Annotated in this window: 22 protein-coding genes; 5 read left to right on the forward strand and 17 right to left on the reverse strand. The window is 35.2% G+C overall.

Annotated features, from left to right (window positions below; genetic code table 11):
* Window positions 1-347 precede the first annotated feature (347 nt).
* Complete coding sequence (locus ACOZBY_RS14940; RefSeq protein ID WP_031416517.1) at window positions 348-1151, forward strand: GNAT family N-acetyltransferase; 804 nt, start codon at window positions 348-350, stop codon at window positions 1149-1151.
* A 103-nt stretch (window positions 1152-1254) separates the two neighbouring features.
* Here the strand turns inward: ACOZBY_RS14940 and ACOZBY_RS14945 are convergent, their stop codons facing one another.
* Together ACOZBY_RS14945 and ACOZBY_RS14950 are read right to left on the reverse strand one after the other, a co-directional pair.
* The gene (locus ACOZBY_RS14945; RefSeq protein WP_031416518.1) at window positions 1255-2121 is read right to left on the reverse strand and encodes a MurR/RpiR family transcriptional regulator; all 867 of its coding nucleotides are present in this window, start codon (window positions 2119-2121) and stop codon (window positions 1255-1257) included.
* Window positions 2122-2438: 317 nt separating this feature from the next.
* Window positions 2439-3668, reverse strand: coding sequence for an MFS transporter (locus tag ACOZBY_RS14950; protein WP_031416519.1), 1230 nt, complete (start codon window positions 3666-3668; stop codon window positions 2439-2441).
* A 204-nt stretch (window positions 3669-3872) separates the two neighbouring features.
* Between ACOZBY_RS14950 and thrC the strand changes: the two genes are divergently transcribed.
* From thrC to ACOZBY_RS14965, 3 genes are all read left to right on the forward strand, one after another.
* The gene (gene thrC, locus ACOZBY_RS14955; protein WP_031416520.1) at window positions 3873-4925 is read left to right on the forward strand and encodes a threonine synthase; all 1053 of its coding nucleotides are present in this window, start codon (window positions 3873-3875) and stop codon (window positions 4923-4925) included.
* On the forward strand, window positions 4922-5836 hold the full coding sequence (gene thrB, locus ACOZBY_RS14960) for a homoserine kinase (RefSeq protein WP_031416522.1): 915 nt from the start codon (window positions 4922-4924) through the stop codon (window positions 5834-5836). The genes thrC and thrB overlap by 4 nt, the downstream gene beginning before the upstream one ends.
* A gap of 114 nt (window positions 5837-5950) precedes the next feature.
* Window positions 5951-6637: an MtnX-like HAD-IB family phosphatase gene (locus ACOZBY_RS14965; RefSeq protein ID WP_031416525.1), complete on the forward strand. Its 687-nt coding sequence runs from the start codon at window positions 5951-5953 to the stop codon at window positions 6635-6637.
* A 54-nt stretch (window positions 6638-6691) separates the two neighbouring features.
* On the opposite strand, the gene zupT is transcribed toward ACOZBY_RS14965, so the two are convergent.
* From zupT to ACOZBY_RS15005, 8 genes are all read right to left on the reverse strand, one after another.
* Window positions 6692-7501 carry a zinc transporter ZupT gene (gene zupT / locus ACOZBY_RS14970; protein WP_031416526.1) on the reverse strand — a complete coding sequence of 270 codons (810 nt, stop codon included), beginning with the start codon at window positions 7499-7501 and terminating at the stop codon, window positions 6692-6694.
* 166 nt (window positions 7502-7667) lie between these two features.
* Entirely contained in the window at window positions 7668-8276 is a 609-nt protein-coding gene (locus ACOZBY_RS14975) for a phosphatase PAP2 family protein (RefSeq protein ID WP_012295832.1), read from the reverse strand.
* A 48-nt stretch (window positions 8277-8324) separates the two neighbouring features.
* Window positions 8325-8489: a hypothetical protein gene (locus ACOZBY_RS14980; RefSeq protein ID WP_155726279.1), complete on the reverse strand. Its 165-nt coding sequence runs from the start codon at window positions 8487-8489 to the stop codon at window positions 8325-8327.
* A gap of 24 nt (window positions 8490-8513) precedes the next feature.
* Window positions 8514-9413: a hypothetical protein gene (locus ACOZBY_RS14985; RefSeq protein WP_012295833.1), complete on the reverse strand. Its 900-nt coding sequence runs from the start codon at window positions 9411-9413 to the stop codon at window positions 8514-8516.
* A gap of 414 nt (window positions 9414-9827) precedes the next feature.
* On the reverse strand, window positions 9828-10448 hold the full coding sequence (locus tag ACOZBY_RS14990) for a response regulator transcription factor (RefSeq protein WP_031416532.1): 621 nt from the start codon (window positions 10446-10448) through the stop codon (window positions 9828-9830).
* Window positions 10423-12711, reverse strand: a complete 2289-nt coding sequence (locus ACOZBY_RS14995; RefSeq protein WP_422762525.1) for a sensor histidine kinase — start codon at window positions 12709-12711, stop codon at window positions 10423-10425. Before ACOZBY_RS14995 ends, ACOZBY_RS14990 begins: the two co-directional genes overlap by 26 nt.
* 5 nt (window positions 12712-12716) lie before the next feature.
* On the reverse strand, window positions 12717-12881 hold the full coding sequence (gene comX, locus ACOZBY_RS15000; RefSeq protein ID WP_012295836.1) for a competence pheromone ComX: 165 nt from the start codon (window positions 12879-12881) through the stop codon (window positions 12717-12719).
* 14 nt (window positions 12882-12895) lie between these two features.
* Window positions 12896-13798 (reverse strand): polyprenyl synthetase family protein, encoded by a 903-nt coding sequence (locus ACOZBY_RS15005; RefSeq protein WP_422762526.1) that lies wholly within the window; start codon window positions 13796-13798, stop codon window positions 12896-12898.
* Between the two features lie 339 nt (window positions 13799-14137).
* On the opposite strand from ACOZBY_RS15005, the gene ACOZBY_RS15010 reads away from it, so the two are divergent.
* Complete coding sequence (locus ACOZBY_RS15010; RefSeq protein ID WP_012295838.1) at window positions 14138-14677, forward strand: hypothetical protein; 540 nt, start codon at window positions 14138-14140, stop codon at window positions 14675-14677.
* A 104-nt stretch (window positions 14678-14781) separates the two neighbouring features.
* On the opposite strand, the gene ACOZBY_RS15015 is transcribed toward ACOZBY_RS15010, so the two are convergent.
* The 7 genes from ACOZBY_RS15015 to menC form a co-directional block, all read right to left on the reverse strand.
* Window positions 14782-15096, reverse strand: a complete 315-nt coding sequence (locus ACOZBY_RS15015; RefSeq protein WP_012295839.1) for an antibiotic biosynthesis monooxygenase family protein — start codon at window positions 15094-15096, stop codon at window positions 14782-14784.
* A gap of 1 nt (window position 15097) precedes the next feature.
* A complete protein-coding gene (locus ACOZBY_RS15020; RefSeq protein WP_012295840.1) occupies window positions 15098-16117 on the reverse strand; it encodes a siderophore ABC transporter substrate-binding protein in 1020 nt (339 codons plus the stop codon).
* 64 nt (window positions 16118-16181) lie between these two features.
* The gene (locus ACOZBY_RS15025) at window positions 16182-16943 is read right to left on the reverse strand and encodes an ABC transporter ATP-binding protein (RefSeq protein ID WP_008175175.1); all 762 of its coding nucleotides are present in this window, start codon (window positions 16941-16943) and stop codon (window positions 16182-16184) included.
* Window positions 16940-17893 (reverse strand): iron chelate uptake ABC transporter family permease subunit, encoded by a 954-nt coding sequence (locus tag ACOZBY_RS15030; protein WP_422762527.1) that lies wholly within the window; start codon window positions 17891-17893, stop codon window positions 16940-16942. Before ACOZBY_RS15030 ends, ACOZBY_RS15025 begins: the two co-directional genes overlap by 4 nt.
* Window positions 17886-18836 carry an ABC transporter permease gene (locus ACOZBY_RS15035; RefSeq protein WP_031416542.1) on the reverse strand — a complete coding sequence of 317 codons (951 nt, stop codon included), beginning with the start codon at window positions 18834-18836 and terminating at the stop codon, window positions 17886-17888. Before ACOZBY_RS15035 ends, ACOZBY_RS15030 begins: the two co-directional genes overlap by 8 nt.
* A gap of 286 nt (window positions 18837-19122) precedes the next feature.
* Complete coding sequence (locus ACOZBY_RS15040; RefSeq protein ID WP_031416543.1) at window positions 19123-20175, reverse strand: membrane protein; 1053 nt, start codon at window positions 20173-20175, stop codon at window positions 19123-19125.
* Window positions 20176-20226: 51 nt separating this feature from the next.
* Window positions 20227-21333 carry an o-succinylbenzoate synthase gene (gene menC / locus ACOZBY_RS15045; RefSeq protein WP_031416545.1) on the reverse strand — a complete coding sequence of 369 codons (1107 nt, stop codon included), beginning with the start codon at window positions 21331-21333 and terminating at the stop codon, window positions 20227-20229.
* Window positions 21334-21346 lie beyond the last annotated feature (13 nt).

Genomic DNA, 21346 nt, shown 5'->3' on the forward strand with positions numbered 1-21346 from the left:
ATATCTTATGGACTAACAAATGATAAATTGAAACATTAAGTAAACTAAGCTCTTTCATTTAATATACAATAATAATTTTCCACTACCAATAACCAACTTTACAAATATGAATTAAGTATATAAGACCTTCAAGCTGTCATATACATATATTTTGTACACCTACCCTCTTCATTTCTATTTTCTTTTTTTACCATCCTTTTTTTAACATTCTATAGTAAAAGTGCATCTTTTTCTAATATTATTTATTTTATATAGATATTTAGTCGTATTTTCATATTTATGTAAGCATAATTTTATGCTATTATCAGATAGTCTATATTTTTGGATTTTAGGAAATGGGGATTACAATGACAAAGAAGATGGAAAAAAAGTACATTCCTTTAGCTAATTATTTTGAAGTAGCTTTACAACAAGAAATCACTTTATCCTTTAGTGAATTAGAAAACATTATGGGACAAGCCTTACCGAATGCCGCCTACTTAAATAAGAGCTGGTGGAAAAAAACAAAGCCCCCTCTATCGCACTATTTGTCATGGACAAATGCAGGTTATCATGTCATTGATATTAGACTAGGTACTAGTGTAACTTTCTCATGCACGCAAACAAAGACAACTGAAAACAATCTTTCAAAAAGGGAAGAGGACCCTTCTGCATACATAATTCGAGGGATTGAAGCATCTGATGCTAGATCATTTATTCTTTTACAGGAGGAAATTTTTCAACAAACCGACTTCATGTACAATGTTCAAAATGAATTAGATCTAACTGTCCAACAACTTCGTAAAAATTTAACCTATTGGAAGCAGCTTAAAAATCGTACTATATTACTTTGCGTATTAAATGGTATTTTTGCAGGCTATGCAGTTATACATGGGTATAAACAAACGAAAGCTAGACATGTTGCCTCTGTTCGCTTAGCTGTGAAGGAAGAGTACCAACAAAAAGGCATCGGCTCCGCCCTAATGAAGGCTGTGGAAGGTTGGTCAAAACAACGTGACATATCTCGTTTAGAATTATCAGTCATGGAACATAACAATGTTGCTTTACATCTCTTTACAAAATTAGGATTTAAACAAGAGGGCATTCGACAAAATGCTATTAAATTAAATGATACTTACATTAACGAGTACAACTTGAGTAAAATTTTATAATTCACTTTACCTAGATGTCTAAAGCGTATTTGGACATCTTTTTATATATGTTCCCTATAAAAAAACGCATAGAAAAGTAAAATAATACTTTTCTATGCAAACATTAAAATACCTTTTTCTCTCTAGCAGCATTCAGGAATAATATATTACTATCTACTTGCTCATTGGATTTTTGATATTTTTCATACTGCCCCTTGTCTTGGTTAATCATTTCCTCTAATAAAGCGTGTAAGAAAGAAAACAAAACGGGCACTATATCTAACGAGGAATGCTTGTTGGTTCCAAGTGCAAACAAAATATTAGCATATTCACGAACCGGTGAAAATGCAGTTCCGGTAATCGCAATAATTTTTACTTTCTTCATCTTTGCAATTTCAACAATCGTTTGAATATCCTTTAACTGTTGATCAAACGATAAAACTATTAATGTTGTACGCTCTCCCATGTTATTAATTTGATTCATAATTTCATCCGAATCTATTCGAAGCTGCTTAATATTAGAACGTAGTGTTTTTAATGTGTTGGATAACCAATTTGCTATAGATACAGCCTCACGAGTCCCTAGAATGTAGATATTTTCTGCTTCATGCATCCATTTTGAACTTGTTTGAATTTGCTGATCATTAATTAATTGAATTGTTTCCTGAATGTTTCGGCTATCCCGCTGCATTACCTTCCCAAAGCTAGAATTAACTAGCTTATTACCCGTATAGGTAGATTGTAGATTTGTTCCTACATCTTGGGACATAATATAGCCTCTTATTTCTTCTTGCAGCTCCACATATCCCGATAAATCCATGGCATAGCAAAAGCGAATAACCGTTGATTCACTTACATTAGCCAGTCTGCCTACTTCTGCTGCTCCATTAGCAATCACTGTATTGGGATTATCCATTACAAATTGTGCTACTTTACGCTGCCCCTTTGAGAGTCTTACAAACCTTTTCTTTATATCCTCACGAATGCTCATTCCTAACAACCTTTCTTTCAATGACCTTATCACGAATGGGAGATTGTTTCCTACTTACTCAAAATTCGATTAAAAATACAGTATCACGATTGCAATTTGAATACAATGACTTTTCTGAAAAATCTTCAGCGCATTAACCTGCTAATATGTCGATTTTTTATACTTTTTTCCTTTTCAATGATGACTTCTCATTTTATCAAAATTATTAATTGCTTTGAATAAAAATTAATAATTCCTAATTATTATGTATTACACTAGCGAATAAAGACAAAAATGTCCTGGATCGATTACTCTTATCCAGGACATTATTTTATTTATTATTCTAATTCTAGCTGCTTGGTTTCCTTCCCAAGAAATATGACGCCCACAACACCTATAATTATTGCTCCACAGAAAATGGCAAAAATGAAGCCTATATCATAGCCAGCTGTTAATAAAGAACCTACTAGTAAGGGCCCAAAAATCCCACCAATTCGCCCTGCAGCAGCTGCCATTCCTGCACCAGTACCACGAATAATAGAAGGGTATTGCTCAGGTGTATAAGCATATAACGCCCCCCATGCACCTAAGTTAAAGAAAGATAAAAACATGCCAGATAATACTAGTACGACAAGTGTATCAGCATTCCCAAAAATGAAAGCACTCACTGCTGTACCAATTAGATAGGAAACAAGCACAAATTTCCGCCCAAATTTTTCAATAAACCATGCGGCAGTAAAATAACCAGGTAATTGAGCTAATGTCATAATGAGAACGTACTTAAAACTTGTAATCATATCAAAGCCCTTACCAACCATGACACTTGGAAGCCATAGGAACATACCGTAATACGAAAATACAACTGTAAACCACAGCACCCAAAGCATCAATGTGGAACGTGCATATTTTTTTGACCAAACTTCTTTTATATTTTGAAGGATACTACGCGCTTTGGCCTCTTTTTTCACCATAAACTGCGGTGAATCTGGGAGATGCCATCGAAGATAAATAGCATAAAATGCAGGGAGTGCTGTTAAGACTAACGCTACTCGCCATCCCCACGTTGGAATAACAAAATAGGATATTAATGCGGCAATTAGCCATCCCGCTGCCCAAAAGCTTTCCAATAAAACAACTACGCGCCCTCTTTCTTTTGCTGCCACACTTTCAGACACTAATGTGGATGCAACAGGTAATTCTCCGCCCAGGCCCATTCCTACTAAAAATCGTAGCATTAAAAATGCTGTTAATGTAGTCGTAAAAGCAGACAAACCGCTCGCAATGGAAAATAGGACAAGTGTCCACATAAAAATTTGCTTTCGCCCTACCTTGTCGGCAAAAACACCAAATACAAGGGCTCCTACAGCCATTCCAATTGAATTAATACTACCAATCCAACCAGATTGACTTGGTGTCAGTCCCCAATCTGCTGCCAATGCTGCAATGACAAACGATAATATCCCAACATCCATTGCATCAAAAAGCCACCCAATACCCGCAATACCCAACAGTCTATTTCTAGAAATTGTTTGCTTCGATTTATTTGTTCCTACAGTATTTGTCGTCATTTCAACCACCTGTCTTTACACTTGACTTTACATTACAAGATTACTATACAGTTGTTTCAAGAAAGTGACAAGCAAAATTCAAATTACCGAATTGTTTCGACAATTTATGAAATGCTATTGAAATAATAGTGTGATTTGCGTTAAAATGTCTTTTATACAAAAACAACTGTTCTTTCTATGAGAACAAAAGGAGATCATATCTTTATGTGGAAAGGCCTTATTGAAGAATATAAACAATTTTTACCTGTAACAGAAAATACACCTGCATTAACTTTAAACGAAGGCAATACGCCTCTTATACATTTAGTGAATTTATCCAAGAAATTAGGCATTGAGCTTTACGGTAAAATTGAGGGTGCAAACCCAACCGGCTCTTTTAAAGACCGTGGTATGGTATTTGCAGTGGCCAAAGCTATTGAAGATGGTAGTAAATGTGTTATTTGTGCCTCAACAGGAAATACATCTGCTGCTGCAGCTGCTTATGCTACAAGAGCTGGTATTCAATCCATCGTTGTAATTCCTAAAGGAAAAGTTGCCCTTGGTAAGCTTGCACAAGCAACTATGTATGGTGCAAAAATCATTGAGATTGACGGTAACTTTGATGATGCTTTAAGTATTGTTCGCCAAGTAAGTGAAACAACTCCTGTCGCTCTTGTCAACTCCGTCAATCCATACCGCATTGAAGGTCAAAAAACTGCATCATTTGAGATTGTAGATGCCTTAGGCTCAGCTCCTGATTATCTATGCATCCCAGTTGGAAATGCAGGGAATATTACTGCTTACTGGAAGGGCTTTAAAGAATATCATGCTGCTAAAGATTCTGGTCTACCCAAGATGTATGGCTTTGAAGCTGAAGGTGCAGCAGCAATCGTCAAAGGAGAGCCTATTGCCAATCCAGAGACAGTTGCCACTGCTATTCGAATTGGTAATCCAGCTAGCTGGAAATTGGCAGAAGCAGCTCGAGATGAATCTGGAGGTATAATTGACTCCGTAACGGATCAAGAAATTATTGCAGCTTATAAGTTAATCGCAAATACAGAAGGTATTTTCGTTGAACCAGGGTCTGCTGCATCATTAGCAGGTGTTATTAAATCGGTGGAAAGCGGAAAAATTCCAATGGGTTCAAAAGTAGTGACAATCTTCACAGGTAATGGACTAAAAGATCCTGATACAGCCATGGATGTATCCACAGTAGAAGTAGTATCCCTTAAAAATGATGAAAATGAAATTCGAGAATATATCGAGGGAATACTATGAATAAAACGTGGCAAATCTCAGTTCCAGGAAGCACAGCCAATCTAGGGCCTGGCTTTGATTCCATAGGACTCGGCTTGTCTCTATACTTACAATTAACAGTTACTTTACAGGATACATGGGCTATCATCCATCTTGATGATAACGGTCCTAAAGAGTTTGAGCTTGAAGAACATTTACTATACGTCATTGCAAAAAAAGTTGCTGAGCAATATGGGCAACAATTACCTGCATGTCGTGTGGAAATGGCTAGTGAGCTACCATTAGCACGTGGGCTTGGAAGCAGTGCGGCTGTGATAGTTGCAGGTATTGAACTAGCCAATCAAGTATGTGGGCTTGGCTTATCGGTACAAGATAAACTCAACTTATCATCTCAAATTGAAGGACACCCAGATAACGCAACCGCGTCAGTCTTAGGGGGGTTAACCATTTCATCTATGGATGAAAAAGGGAATGTTGATACTTTCCATATCAATAAAATTGATGCTTCCTTTGTGGTATATATACCGAATATTGAATTAAAAACGAGCGAATCTCGATCTGTATTACCAGAGCAATTTGACAGAGCTTATGCTGTTCATGCTTCAGCAAATGCTAATATGCTAGCTGCTTCACTAATGGCACGTGATTTCCAGCGTGCGGGTCGTTATATGGAAGAAGATTTATTTCATGAACCGTTTCGTGCAAAGTTAATTCCCGAGTATAGTGAAATTCGTACAGCCGCTAAGAGGAATGGTGCTTACGGGACTGCTTTAAGCGGGGCTGGTCCTACATTGATTTCTATTATTCCTTCTACTATTGCTGGTGATTTTGTTCAAACTATGAAAAAACAATTTCCTGAACATCAAGTGATTGTAACAAAAGCTGATGAGCAAGGTATACAAGTACGTGAATATATGAAACGTCTACTTTAATAGTAGGCGTTTTTTCTTGAAAGCAAGGGAGGATAAAACTAATATTATAGAAGTATAGGGTATGACCTGAAACACCTATTATTGAGATACGCGCTTTTCTAAGGAGGAACTATCTTGAAGCCAATTATATTCTGTGATTTCGATGGCACGATAACAGAAACTGATAATATTTTTTCCCTGATGACAGAATTTGTTCCGCAAGAATCTGAGAAGATTGCGAAAGCTATGATGGAGCAAACAATTTCATTTAAAGATGGACTCTCTGCTATGTTTCATTTACTTTCTACTGAACAAAAAGATGAAGTCATTCAATATCTTATGGATACAGCCGTCATACGTGAAGGATTCGAAGATTTTGTTCGATATGCCCAAAATCATGACATTCCGTTTTATATTGTAAGTGGAGGAGTCGATTTTTTTATTGAGCCTTTAGTAGAAAAATACGGCCCTTTCTCAGGTATCTACTGCAATAAAGCGGATTTTTCTGGTGAACAAATTAAACTAATTTATTCAAATAGCTGTGATGAGGAATGTGCAAAATATAGTACTCAAGGATGCGGCTGCTGTAAGCCTAGCGTTATGCGGAAAGTCGCAAAAGAAGAGCATTTTAAAATTGTTATCGGTGATTCTCTTTCAGATTTTGAAGCTGCTAAACAAGCTGATATTGTTCTGGCTAGAGACCATCTCATTCAGCGCTGTGAAGAGCTTCATGTTTCATATAAACCATTTATCACATTCCATGACTGTCTAAAAATTGTGCAAGAACTTATGGAAACCAACCATGCTGTACCAACAACTTAATGCATGCCTAAAAAAAGGGAACCATTTTATAAATGGCTCCCTTTTCATATTGACTTATACTAATAATACTAGGCTGATGGCCATAACAGCCATTCCCCCTACCAAGCCATACATTGATAAATGGGTTTCATCATACCTCTGCGCTGCCGGTAATAATTCGTCCAATGAAATAAAGACCATTATACCTGCAACTCCAGCAAAAATGATGCCAAACATAACGTCTGTTAAAAATGGCATAAGGAGCAAGAAGGCAACTAATGCACCAACTGGCTCTGCTAACCCTGATAAAAATGATAATTTAAAAGCCTTTCGACGGTTGCCCGTTGCAAAGAAAATTGGAACAGACACTGCTATCCCCTCAGGAATATTATGAATCGCTACTGCTATGGCAATGGCAATTCCTACATTGGGATCGTTAATAGCTGACATAAACGTAGCGATACCCTCAGGAAAGTTATGGATTCCAATAGCCATAGCTGTAAAAATACCCATCTTCATCAAATGATCTTCATTCACCTGTGGCTTTATTGCATTCACATCTTCTACTAGCTTTACTTCATGAGGATTTGTTGATTTTGGAATGAATTTATCGATTAAGGCAATGAATAACATACCACCGAAAAATCCGGCAATTGTCATCCAATAACCATTCGTATTACCTAATGCATTCGTTAAAGCATCTTTAGCCTTAACGAAAATCTCAACAAGTGAGACATAAATCATAACGCCTGCTGAAAAACCCAATGCTAGCGATAGAAATTTTGTATTTGTTCTTGATGTAAAAAAAGCTATTAAACTACCTACTCCAGTTGCAAGCCCTGCAAATAGAGTCAGTCCAAATGCTAGTAAAACGTTTCCGTCCATACCCTTCTTCCTTTTCCCTTTTTTTTATTGTACTCATCTTAACGCAGAAGTTTCCTAAGAGCAATTCTTTTTTACAAGGTAAATTTGGTCCATTGACCTTGCTTCATCCGTTTGCGCACAAAAAAGCAGTATCAATTCATATGAATTTTGATACTGCTCTCACTATCTATTTATGATCCGATTGGAATATTCTTTTACGACGTTCATACCAGATGACACAAATAATGAACCAAGTATATCCCATACTCCAGCCTGCGAGTACATCAGTAGCAAAATGTCTTGCGCCAGCTATACGGGATAATCCTATAAGCACCATCAGGATCGTAGCTCCAAGCCACAATAGGATTTTACGACCTTTACTATTATTTTCAGCTAATATATATGCGGTTGCAAATAAATACAGAATACCGGTCATCGCATGTCCAGATGGAAAGCTATAAGATGTTAATTGATCTTCAATTTCAGGTCGTGCTCGTTGAATCCATTTTTTTAATACTTGATTTAACACATTCCCTGCCGCAAATGTTAAAACAATAAATAGCATACCTCGATAATTTTTTGTCTTCCACGCTAAATACACAATCAAAATTACTGCTACAATAACAACAAATATAGGTTCTCCTATATAATGAAAGACTTCAAGAAATTGATTCCCAAAAAAGACATGTGCCATTTTTGTATCAAACTTATTCATCCAATCACTTTGAAAAGTTAAACTTAAAAAAATAAATATAATTAGTGTAATGATTGCCAAAGGATAGGCCCATTTTTTCATACTTTCACCTCAAAAACATATTGCTATGATCTTCACATCATAACATAATTATGTCCGAACTAGAGGGAGAGAAGCATTAATTTTATTAAATACATCGTTGCATTCTTGAGTGATCATCGTGGACTGTTCATTAGGTTTGTTAAAGTAATTAGAGACAACCAATGCAACAATGAATAAAATAGCCACGATAGGTAGTATTTTTCTAAATATCATCCACACACTCCTGTTCTACAGCTATTATTTGATGAGCACTGGATCAAATAGCCAATCCGTTGGACCAAAGTTTGGATCTTTTTCTCCTCTTACTTCACGGGAGATTCCATGTTTGATAATAACTTCTCTAAACCTTTTACTAAATAAGGTTTTTTTATAAAGATATCTTCCATCATGACTCCATTCAGCTGAGTAAAAGACGTCGCCTTTCAACGCTGCTAAATCTTCCTGATAATACATATCTGGCCCTTTGATAACTCCATTCAAACCACAGCTACATGGAGGTTGTTCAGTTGCAAAGTATAATTTTACTCTATCATGACTACATGCGGGTAGGATTTGTGTAGGAATAATTTGATAAGCTGGCTGTTTTCCTTGCTCAGGTCCCTGATGGATTACCTCTAAAAATTCAAACCCTTCTAGTTTTTCCCTTTTCAGTAGTGCTACCAGTTCCTCAGAAGCTACCCAATATCCACTTACATGCACTAAATGACGTCCATTCATGTGTGAAGTGTCAATAACTATAGGAGATAATTGCTCTTTATCCATAAGTCCGCAATTCTTACAATGAGTACTCAAAGTAAATAATGTCCCTTTATCCTCTAGAAACATTTCAGGTGAATTTCCTGTTGAATTTAAAGTAAACAACGGTGCTCGTTCATACTCCAAATCAGAAAATTCAAAGTAGAATCGTTCTCCAATTGAGACAATACCAAATTCACGTTCTAATGACTCATATAAAGCAGCTACTTTCTCGTATGTTACATCTTCGTTTAATGTAAAAATAGGATTAAATTTTGTTTTTAAATTTCTCTTTCTAATTTCAGGCGCACCAATAGCAATACCATGACGATTATAAACGTTAATCACTTGATCTTGACTAGATTCATCTATAGAAAACAAATTTTCGAGTTCTACTTTCACAATACACGCCTACCTTTATAAAGTTTTATGGTGAAGTATATTGACTGCTAGTTACCATTCTATAATCTACCGTTTACATACATAGTTAGGGTTACTTTTTGTTGAAGAAAATCATTTGTATTACTACTCACTATAGCAAATCTACTTAACCACGGTAATTTAAGCGTACCAGTACTTATACCGATATTTCAACTTCGGGTTTACGCCAATTTTTTGGCGTGATTCATGCAAAATTATGGCGTGATTTGGCGGTTCTCAAAAAACACCGCCATTTTTTTGGCGGTGTTTTAAAAAGATTATAGTAACTTCAGCATATAAATAAGGTATTTTTTTACACAGTATTATAAGAGAAGAATTTTTGTAAGAAAGTACCTTTTGTAGGAAAATACATCAAAAGTATAACATGGAAATTCCTTAGAGTAAATTCATTCTTTCAGCAAGATTGACAGCCTCTGTTCTTGAATCTACATTTAGCAAAGAAAACAGCTGTGTTAAATATCTCTCAGTAGTTCGCTGAGGAATATTGAGTTCAATCGCAATTGCTTTATTTGTATGACCTTCTGCAATAAGTCTTAAAATTTTCTTTTCTTTTTCATTTAAATGAATATCTTTAGCATTTTGAAGTTTAAATTTATCATCGAGAAAATCTAAGAAATTTTTCGGTAAAACAAATTCACCATTTGCAATCGCCCTAACTGTTCGTATGATCTGCTCCTTAGAGGCTGTTTTTGCTAAAATACCTTCTATTTTTCTCTCTAAAATTAGGGGATAATAATCTGTTATATCGTCTCCTGTATAAAGGATAACGGAAGCATCCGACTGAATGGCTTTAATATTACGGGCTAAATTAATGCCATTTTCCAACGGCATGTTAATATCAATCAAGTAAATAGCATATGGCTTATTTTTTATTCTTTGAATGACACAAGTGGCATCACTTTCCGTATCAATAATGATATCTTCATTTTCTTGAAATAAGTTTTTAGTTCCCTCTAAAACTATAGGGTGATCATCCACTATGAGCATGGTAATCATGTGTTTCACTCCCTTCTTTAACTGCTATTCTAATAGACATCCCTTGGTTTAGTTGTGAGTCAACATAAAAATAACCATTAAAGGCTTTTACTCGCTCCTGCATACCTCGGATACCCATTGACTCTGCTACGATAATATCCTCTACATTACACCCTACACCATCGTCATAATAAATAATTTCAAAACCATCATTCATTTCCTTTAGATGGATTTCAACAGCTGTTGCATAGGAATGTTTTAAGGCATTATTCAATAGCTCTTGGAATAATCGATAAATCATTAAATTCATACGCTCATCTTCTAAATATAAACGGTCTATTGAATAGATTAACACAAAGTTAGCTCTCTCTTGAACCTTCCTAATTAACTTTTCTAATGCCGCATTTAAACCTAATGTATCCAGTAATGGAGGCTTTAAATTCTCACAGTATGCTCGTAATTCATATAGAGAGTCAACCATTTGCTTATGAATTTGAGCAAGCTTCTCCTGCATGTCTGATGTATCCTTTGCGTTAACAAGGACATCTACCTCTCTGGCAATATGAAGTTGTTCCTGCAAATTAGTGTCGTGTAACTCTTGAGCTAACTGATATTTTTCTTCTTCAAATCTCAACCATAATAGCTTATTAAGCCACGGCAATTGACCATCGTCAGCTTGTTTCATATGCTTTAATTCATCTAATAGTTCTTCCACCATCTTTGTATTTTCAATAAAATTATTTACATACAATAGGAGCAATTCGAGCCATAGTAGCTCCTCGTCTTTTAAATGAATGGTATTGTTATGTCCCAGCACTAAAGCTCTTTTATAATGTGCATCCTGATGGAGAAATGCTAAATAAATTTTATCAATCTTACGTATTTCTCCTAATCTAATATCATCCATTGTGTCAGCTTGTAACAAAATTCTTTCCCCACTATTTGTAAGGAATTCATTCGTACCATAGCTATACGTTAAGACAAAAACATCCTCTAGCTCCAGATGAACAGAAACCTCATAAGCGAATTTCTCTAAAAGCTCATCAATTTTAACGGTTTTCCCAATTTTATCTACAGCCGTGTACAGCTGATGAATATAATCACCTTTTGTTGAAAATAGTATTTTCCGCTTACGATAATCAACTTTTTCTTTTACATAAAAGAGTATGACTAACGAAGAAAATGTAAAGAAGGACACACCTGACATAACACTGATTTTTAAATATTGACCCGCGATGAAGTACAATCCAACTGTGAACCATAGGGTAAATATTAAAGAAAAAATAATATAGTAGCGCAATCTAGTAATATGATACTCGATGTCAAATAGTCGTTCTGCTAATTGTGTAAAGATAAAGCTAAAAGGTATCAGTAATAAAAATAAGGAGCTAATCTCAGATGAAAGGATATACGTATGAAAAAGGATTTTTGGAAGTACATACAAAAATAGAAATGGTAAAAATGGAATCATTATACTACTCAATAAAATCTTCAACTGAGGTGAGTTATATTTGAAATAGCTTACTAATAAAATACCTAAGATAATTATAAGCAGAATAAGAAATAACAATAATACAACATTTGAAAGTCCATCATTTGAAGCAGGGAAAGCAGTTCCAATACAAGCCAATACAAAACCAATGAAAGGCATTAAATAAAAGAACCGGATATTATTCGTAAACATCCATGTTGTTTTCATAAATGAAAAATAATTTCTTAAAAAATGTAATAAAATCACTAAACATAATAACATAGTAGTACGATTTACAATAATTCCTATCCCATCCAGCCTACCGGAGACTCCACTACTTACATAAGCTAGCGAAACAGTTAATATAAAAAGAATTAGTAAATCTGTTAACCTAGTATTTCTTTGTTTGTAATATAAATAAAAAGCAACAAATAACGTTAATAAATAATAGCAAGCCGGAACAATTAATACATAAAAGAACTGCTGAGGAATATCTAAATGTTTAATATGTATATTTATTATTTTTCCATCTGGCTTCATAATTGTAAGATCATTGGCAGATAATATTTTTGATTTATATTTCAATTGATTTAGCTCGGCAATCGGGCCATTATCTACGTTTAAAACTGCATCACCAATGGTTATATTCTGCCCCTTAGCCCAATCTTTATAATATAGTTGAGATACTAGCCATTTACCATCTTTTTCTTCTACCCCAATTTGAATATATGGCGCGCTATAATTCACAAAATTTAAATATAAACCTAACGCTAAATAAAGGACTATAGCGGGCCAAAAAAAATTTGAACGCAACGTATTTAGTTCCAAATATCACTTTCTATAGGCATTTGCATTTCATCAATAAAAGCTTCTAAAATTGCTACTTGTTCTATAGATGAAATTCCAATTAATGAGGCTCTCTGTTCTTTTAATAATGCAACTAGGCTTGGGTTTTGTTCTAAGTACTGAATTACATTAATCATCCTATCGCTCCTCATCATTTTATTAATTTTTGTAGGTAGTCTTTAGCTAAATCATTTAATTCTACATTTTCAAGATAACTTATTGCCTTCAATTTATAGACATTTTTCACAGTAAGTGCATAGCGTATTGCCCCGCCATTTGTTAACTCATTTTCTGCTTCTTTATGATCCAAAATTGTAACTATATCATCATTATAATAGTCAGCTACAGATTTTGAAACATCATTTTTCTGGGATAAAAGATAAATAATCGGCAGGGAGAATCTTTTGTTTAGTAGGTCATTTTTCGGTCCCCATGCTTTCAAACTTTGGATATCGTTTTTAATTTGCTGAATAATGCCTATGTACTTTCCATAAGCCTCTACTTCTTGGGATACTTCCCCTTTGGAAAGAACCTCTCCAATTAAGCAACTCATCGCTGTTAAGGAACCTGATTTAAGCGTAATCATTTGTACATAAGAATCTTCATCGCGGCAATTATTTAATAAGTCTAATTGTTGACCACTTATACTTTTTAATGCGCATTCTTCAAGTATTTTTATAGCAGCTCTTTTATGCTCAAAAGACGTTTCATCAATTGTTTTTGAAGCCATAATCAGCATAGCTAGAGCAACATTTAAAGAAAGCTCTGGTGTCCTGCTCCAACTATTATCTGAATCCTTATCTTGAAGATCATCGATAATATCAAATGACAATATTAAGAGTTCAACTGCTGCAGCAATTTTGTATATGTCGTTATTTCTACTATTTGAAAACGCCTCAAAATGCAAACAGCATAATTTACCAAAAGAAAAACCTGCATCTATTTTTTCTTCTTTAAAGCTTTTAAACAAATGTTTTAGCTCATGACTAAGAAATGTTTCACTTTCAATGAGAATGTCCAATGATTTATTAATACACTCATCCAACCCGTTCAATAGTCCTCTCTCCTCTCCGATATATTAATAGATATTATATAGATTAGTGGGAATTAATACTAGCAGCACCAATAATATATACATATAATTCCATAAATCACTATATAAAGTTGAAGAGCGCCAAAAAGTGGCGTTAATTACTTAAACCACGCCATTTTTTACCTAATTGATAAGGATAAAATGGCGGTAGAGAACGATGTACCGCCATAAAATTGGCGTAAACTCACCATTGAAATGGCGTTATGACAGATGTTACGCTTATAGTAATAACATTTGATTTTCTCATTGTCCTGATAGATTGATGAACATGAATTTTTATGTACTGGGAGTGTTTTAAAAATGAAAAATGGATTTAACGAAACTGTTTTCATACTTACGGCTACTTTTTCATGTAATATCTCTGTCTCAGCTGAAGAGATTATAATTAAAAAGCCTACAGAGGAGCAACTACGAATTGAAAGGATTATTACTCAATCTGAATTAAAAGCTTATCAAGAAACTTTAACGGTCTATAAAAAGCTTTCAACCTTCTCAAACTTAATTAGTGATGTTCCTGGATTTGAAGATTCTTTTCAGCAAAAAAGAGATTACTATATTCAGCAATATGGCATTATAAAAGTACCGAATGACAATTTATTTAGTATGCCATCCGTCAATCCATTAACCTTTGGATTAAATATAGAATCACCTACCACTTACATGACAGCGAATTACACGATTATTAATGCTAGAGGGCTAGCAGCAGTGACAGACTCATCTATTACTCATAAATTAGATGAAAATATAAATATCTCGGGATTGTCCATTAATGAAAGCACTATTTCCTTTAATATGGATGCTACATTTTGTAGTTCCATAAAAACACCGATTACCCATTGATATAAATAAGCAGATAGCATTGGTGTCCCTTCTCTGATTCCATCGTTATCTGCTTTTATATACAACAAAAAGGTGCCTCAATCGCTTGAGACACCTCTAGGCTATTAACCTTTTACATAATAAACTTCTTGTCCGCTTTCAACGATATGCTCAGGCTTTGGCTTACCTGCACTTGCCTTATGACCGGCAATATGCTCAGGGCTCTTCTCCCAATTTTTCCATGCTTCTTCTGATTCCCAACGAACCATCACTAGCACTTCCTCATCACCACGGCGAACTTTCTTGACCAGCACCTGCTTATCAATGAAACCAGGTTGTTGTTCAAGTAATGATGGACTGTTTGGCTTTGCGCCAAAACGTTCCACCACTTTATCCGAATTCCCTTCCGTCACAACGATACGTTTAATTTGTACAAACATATTAGTTAAACGCCTTTAATACATCTTCAACTTTTAGTGTTTCAGATTGTAAACCGCCACCTGAAAGATACCAAACTTCTGGGTCTAAGTAGAACACTTTACCGTTCTTCACAGCATTCGTTGCACTTACGATTTCGTTTTCAATCGCGCCTTTAGTACCAGACTCGCCGTTTTCGTTTACAACTGCGTCACGGTCAACTACAAATAGAATATCAGGATTTGTATCACGTACATATTCAAAACTTACATTATCACCATGTGTTCCAACTTTAACATTCTCATCAGCAGCTTTCACACCAAATACATCGTGGATAACACCAAAACGTGAACCTGAACCATACGCTGATAATGCGCCTTCACTACCTAATACGATCAAAGCTTTCTCTTCTGATGCTGTTGCTTTGCCTTTTACTTCTTCAACTTTAGCTTCATATGCAGCGATTGCATCTGCCGCTTCTTTTTCTTTACCGAAAATTTTACCAGCTAATTCTGTATTAGCTTTGAATGACTCTAGGAAGTTTTTATTATCTACTCCAATGTAAACTGTTGGAGCAATTTTAGATAACTCAGCATAAGCTGCTGACGCACGACCAGAGATGAAAATAATATCTGGGTTGATTTCAGATAATTTTTCATAATCAGGCTCAAATAAAGTACCAGCATTTACATAAGTGCTATCTTTATATTTGCTTAAGTAAGATGGTAATGAATCTTGTACTACTGCAGTAGGATTAACCCCTAATGCATCTAAAGTATCTAGGAAACCATTATCAAAAACAACAACCTTTTCTGGGATCTTATCAAGCTTTACTTCTTCAAATGTAGTCTTACCATCGCGACCTTCAATTGTGCTACCTGGAATTGTTATTGGGTATGCTGCAGATGCCTCGTTTTTTTCTTCTGCTGGTTTGTCAGTTGACGTACCTTTATCTCCTTCTTTTGCTTCGTCTTTTGAACCGCAAGCAGCTAAAACTAATAGCATCATCGCCATTAATATTGTTAGTAATTTCCATTTTTTCATTTTGAAATTTCTCCTTTAAATTTATTTTATAGTTAATGGATGGTTAAACCATCTGCTACTATTTCTAAGAATTAAAATAAACACAAATTCTGCAGCCATCCTGCTCTTGAACAGGAATATCCATATCATAGATTTCCTTGAGTGCGTCTGAGTTAATGATATCGTTGGTAGAACCATTTTTCACAACACGACCATCTTTTAATGCAACAATATTATCTGAGTAAACGGAAGCAAAATTAATGTCATGTAGTACAATTACAACTGTTTTCCCTAACTCATCCACTAGCTTACGCAAAATCTTCATAATCTGAACAGAATGTTTCATATCTAGATTATTCAATGGCTCGTCCAATAGGATATATTCTGTATCCTGAGCAATAACCATTGCGATAAAAGCACGCTGACGTTGACCACCTGATAATTCATCTAAGTAATTATGTTGAATATCTTCTAAATTCATATATTGAATAGCTTCATCCACTTTTTCTTCATCTTCTGGTTTTAAATTTCCTTTTGAATAAGGGAAACGTCCAAAGGATACAAGCTCACGAATCGTTAAGCGGACATTCATAAAGTTAGACTGTTTTAATATGGATACTCGCTTGGCAAAATCATCCGATTTCCAGCGCCTTACATCTGCTTTATCGAGTAGAACTTCTCCAGTATCTGCATTCAGTAAACGGCTTACCATTGAAAGTAGCGTGGACTTCCCTGCACCATTTGGTCCAATAAAAGACGTAATTTTCCCTGAAACAATATCGACACTTACATCTTGAACGACAGGTTTTTTTCCGAAAAACTTCGTAATTTCTTTCACTTGTATCATCCTGCTGACCTACTTTCTCTTAATAATAAGTAGATGAAGTATACCCCACCCACAAAATTAATAATGACACTTAGTGTAGTACTGAAAGTGAATACTCGCTCAACCATCCACTGCCCACCGATTAAAGCAATAATACTCATTACACAAGAACCAGCAATTAAGATGGAATGCTTGTATGTTTTAAAATACTGATACGATAAATTCGCAACAATTAAACCAAAGAATGTAATAGGCCCAACTAATGCTGTTGAAATGGAAATCAAGATAGAAGCTAAAATTAACATACGTTGTACCAGCTTATCGTATGGTACACCTAAATTAATTGCTGTATCACGTCCTAACGACATGACGTCTAATTTATTCATATGACGCCAACCATACATAAATGTTATCAAAATGATTACACCAGCTAGCCAAACTAAATCTGAATTAACATTATTAAAACTTGCAAACATTTTACTTTGTAAACCTAAAAATTCATTAGGATCGATTAATACTTGGAAGAATGTTGTAATGCTCCCTAAAAACGTACCAACAATCATACCCACTAGTAGTAAAAAATAAATAGGTCGCTTTCCTTCTTTAAACAATACTCGATAAAAAACTAAAGCGAAAACAATCATTGATACGATAGCAAGAGTAAAATTATAGTAAATATTGATAACTAAAATAGATGTAGAGCCAAAGAAAAAGTAGATGAATGTTTGAATCAACATATACAAAGCATCTAACCCCATAACACTTGGCGTTAAAATCCGATTATGGGTAATGGTTTGGAAAACAACTGTTGAATAGGCAATAGCTATACCCGTTAATGCCATCGCTATAACTTTTATGACACGTCTCGGAAAAGCATAATGATAATTACCATTTAATCCCCAAAATAGATACAATAAGATAGCTAACACGGCAAGTCCTAGTAAAATGAACATTCTTGTACGATTACGCATATGCTCTCCCCCTAAACAACATAACTAGGAAGATAGCACTTCCAATTACACCAACAGTCATACTAATTGGTATCTCATAAGGGAATATCAGTACGCGTCCTAAAATATCGCAGAATAATAAGAAGGACATACCAAGTAATGCTGTATGTGGCAATGTTTTTGCCAAATTATCACCTTTAAACAGTGAAATAATATTCGGTATAATCAAACCAAGGAATGGAATGACACCTACTGTTAGCACCACTGTTGTGGAGATAAGAGCCACCAATACTAAGCCTAAATTCACCACAAACTTATAGGATAGGCCAAGATTTTTAGCAAAATCCTCACCCATACCGGCTACTGTAAAACGATTGGCATAAATATAAGCTAAGATAAGTACTGGTACACTTATGTATAACAGTTCATAACGGCCTTTCATGATTAACGAGAAATCTCCTTGTAACCATGCAGAAATGTTTTGGATAATATTTGCCTTATAGGCAAAGAACGTTGTCACGGAAGACAAGATATTACCATACATTAAGCCAATAAGCGGTATAAAAATCGCATCTTTAAACTTAATTCGATTTAATATTTGCATAAATAATAATGTGCCGGCTAGAGCAAATATGAAAGCGAAGGAAATTTTTTGGAAATACGTGACATTTGTGAAAAACATCATGGAAATCAATATACCCAGTCGAGTGGCATCTAAAGTACCTGCTGTCGTTGGTGATACGAACTTATTCCTACTTAAGCTTTGCATAATTAAACCAGCAATACTCATACCTGCGCCTGCTAGCAAAATGGCAACAAGTCTGGGTACACGACTAATTAAAAATAGTCTAGTTTCTTCTGATTGGAAGTCTAATAGATCACTTGGTTTAATATCTACTACTCCGATAAATAGCGATACTATAGACAACACAACAGTTGCTGTTAAAAGATATCTTATTTTCATAGTAATCCCCGGTAGATTTCAATTTTGTGTGTAATGTTACGTTTAGTGAAAATGATTATCATTACTCACGATTTCCATTATAGTCATGTTTTTATTCTCAGTCAACCTGTAAATGAGAATTATTCTCGTTTTATTTAAAAGGAACTAAAAAACGTGTCTAATTAACGAAATATTAGTATTTTCGCCAAACTTTCTACCTTACATAATTCACTATTTCTACAACTTTTTTATCCAAACAAAATGGTAATTGAGAACATCCCTTCGTCTCAATTACCATTCTTATTCATTATATTATTCGTCTTACTTTTCTTAACCATGCTGAAATAATAAATATGATTAAGACTAAACCTACATATCCCATTACTGCATAGAGCTTAGCTACAAGCGTCGTAAATCCAGCTAGACTGGCTAAAAAGCCTAAGCTTCCTATAAAAACAACCGCTACCTTAAAGCTAGGTCTATCAGGCTTAAAGAATCTTACCATAAAAGAATAAAGCATCCCTACTGCAGTATTATAAATCATCCCTAATAAAGAGAATGTCATTAATAGCCCGATCAATGGATGAATTTCATTTGCTAATGCTAGCATAGGAATATCTAGTCCTATTACAACGTTCATTTTTGCAAGAAGAGAAAAATTAATAAGCAAAATTAAAGCACCTAATAGAATTCCGCCAATAATGCCCCCCATTCCAGCTACTTTATCATTGCGCACCGAGCCGCACATCACCGTTAATAATGAGAAACTTACCCCAATATTGAATGACATATATAACAATGCAGTCAACCACCAGCTTTTTGAGCTTATTTGTGCCTGCTGCGCAATTACTGCTTGTTCAACAAAGGTAAGATCCATTGTTGCAATGGCATAGATAGCAATAATAGAAACAATTGCTAATAAGTAAGGAGTTGCTAATGCAATAATATTAATAATGCTTTTAACATCCATCATCACAGTGGCTATGGTTAGCAGAATCATACATATACTCCCTAGCCAAATAGGTAGCCCAAACATTTGCTGTAATGTTGCACCTGCACCCGCAAACATAATAACAGCCACGCCAAATAAAAACAGCGATAATAAATAATCCAATACAAGACCGACAGAATGACCAGAAATCTGATAAATCAAATCCTTGTGGGATGCAGTGCGTAATCTTGAGCTAACCTGGGCTACACACATACCAACAATAGAAAAACCAACCATAGCTAAGAGGGCACCATAAACCCCTTTAAAGCCATAGCTTGTAAAATAGAGGACAATTTCCTGTCCAGATGCAAATCCTGCACCAACGATAATTCCTACATAGGCACCGCCGATTTGCAAGCTCTTTTTCAATCAGTTCTCTCCTCGTTTTTTCCTTTAGAGCAAATGATTTTCATTCCATTTTTATTGATAGACCTCTTTGCTTATTGTCAGCTTATCGATAACTGCCATATTCGGTGTATAGCCAATACCGATTTCTTGTGGTACATCAATATATCCATCTTTGACGATGACTTCTGGATTAATAATATCCTCATACCAATAATGACTAGAGCCCGCGGTATCTCCAGGCAATACAAAATGACTAAGCGAGGTTAAGGCAATATTATGTGCTCGTCCGATTCCTGCCTCTAACATTCCTCCACACCAAACAGGAATTTGATTCTCCTTGCAGAGGTCATGAATTCGTTTAGCTTCGGTTAGACCGCCAACTCGTCCAATTTTAATATTGATTACACCACAGCTTCCTAGCTCAATTGCTTTTCGAGCATCTTCATACGATGTGATACTTTCATCTAAACATATTGGCGTTTTTATGTTTTTCTGCAAGGTTGCATGATCCACAATATCATCAGGAGCCAAAGGTTGTTCGATCATTAGTAAGTTGTAATCATCAAGCTGCTGTAATATGGCGATATCATTTAATGTATAAGCTGAGTTCGCATCGACCATTAAAGGTAAATTTGGTAGCTCTGCACGGATTGCACGTACCACTTCTACATCATAACCAGGCTTAATTTTCACTTTTACCCTTTTGTAACCCTTTTCCAAATGGCTTTTTATTACTTCTATTAATTGAGCTATTGTAGCTTGAATACCTACACTGACCCCAACTTCAATACGTGTTTTTTGCCCACCTAAAGCCCGTGCGAGAGATTGTTTTGTTTGTTGGGAATAAATATCCCATATAGCACCTTCTATCGAAGCTTTCGCCATGCAATTTCTGCGAATAGAAGCAAACAATGTAGTCACCTCATCAGGATGCCCGATCTCTTTATTTAGCAAGATGGGTATTAGAAAATCTTTCAGCATATGCCATGTCGTCTTTAAAGTTTCCTCTGTATACCAAGGCGCTACAAAAGCAACCGTCTCTCCCCATCCAGTAATCCCAGATTCATCTTTTGCTTCTATTAATAACAGTTCTTTTTCGTCGACTGTACCAAAGCTCGTTGAAAACGGTGCTTTCATCGGCATTTTAATATGTCTTAAAGTAATCTTTTCTACTTTCACAAACTTCACTCCC

The sequence above is a fragment of the Lysinibacillus sp. NPDC056220 genome, from assembly GCF_049315265.1.
GTDB classification, from domain to species: Bacteria; Bacillota; Bacilli; order Bacillales_A; family Planococcaceae; genus Lysinibacillus; species Lysinibacillus pinottii.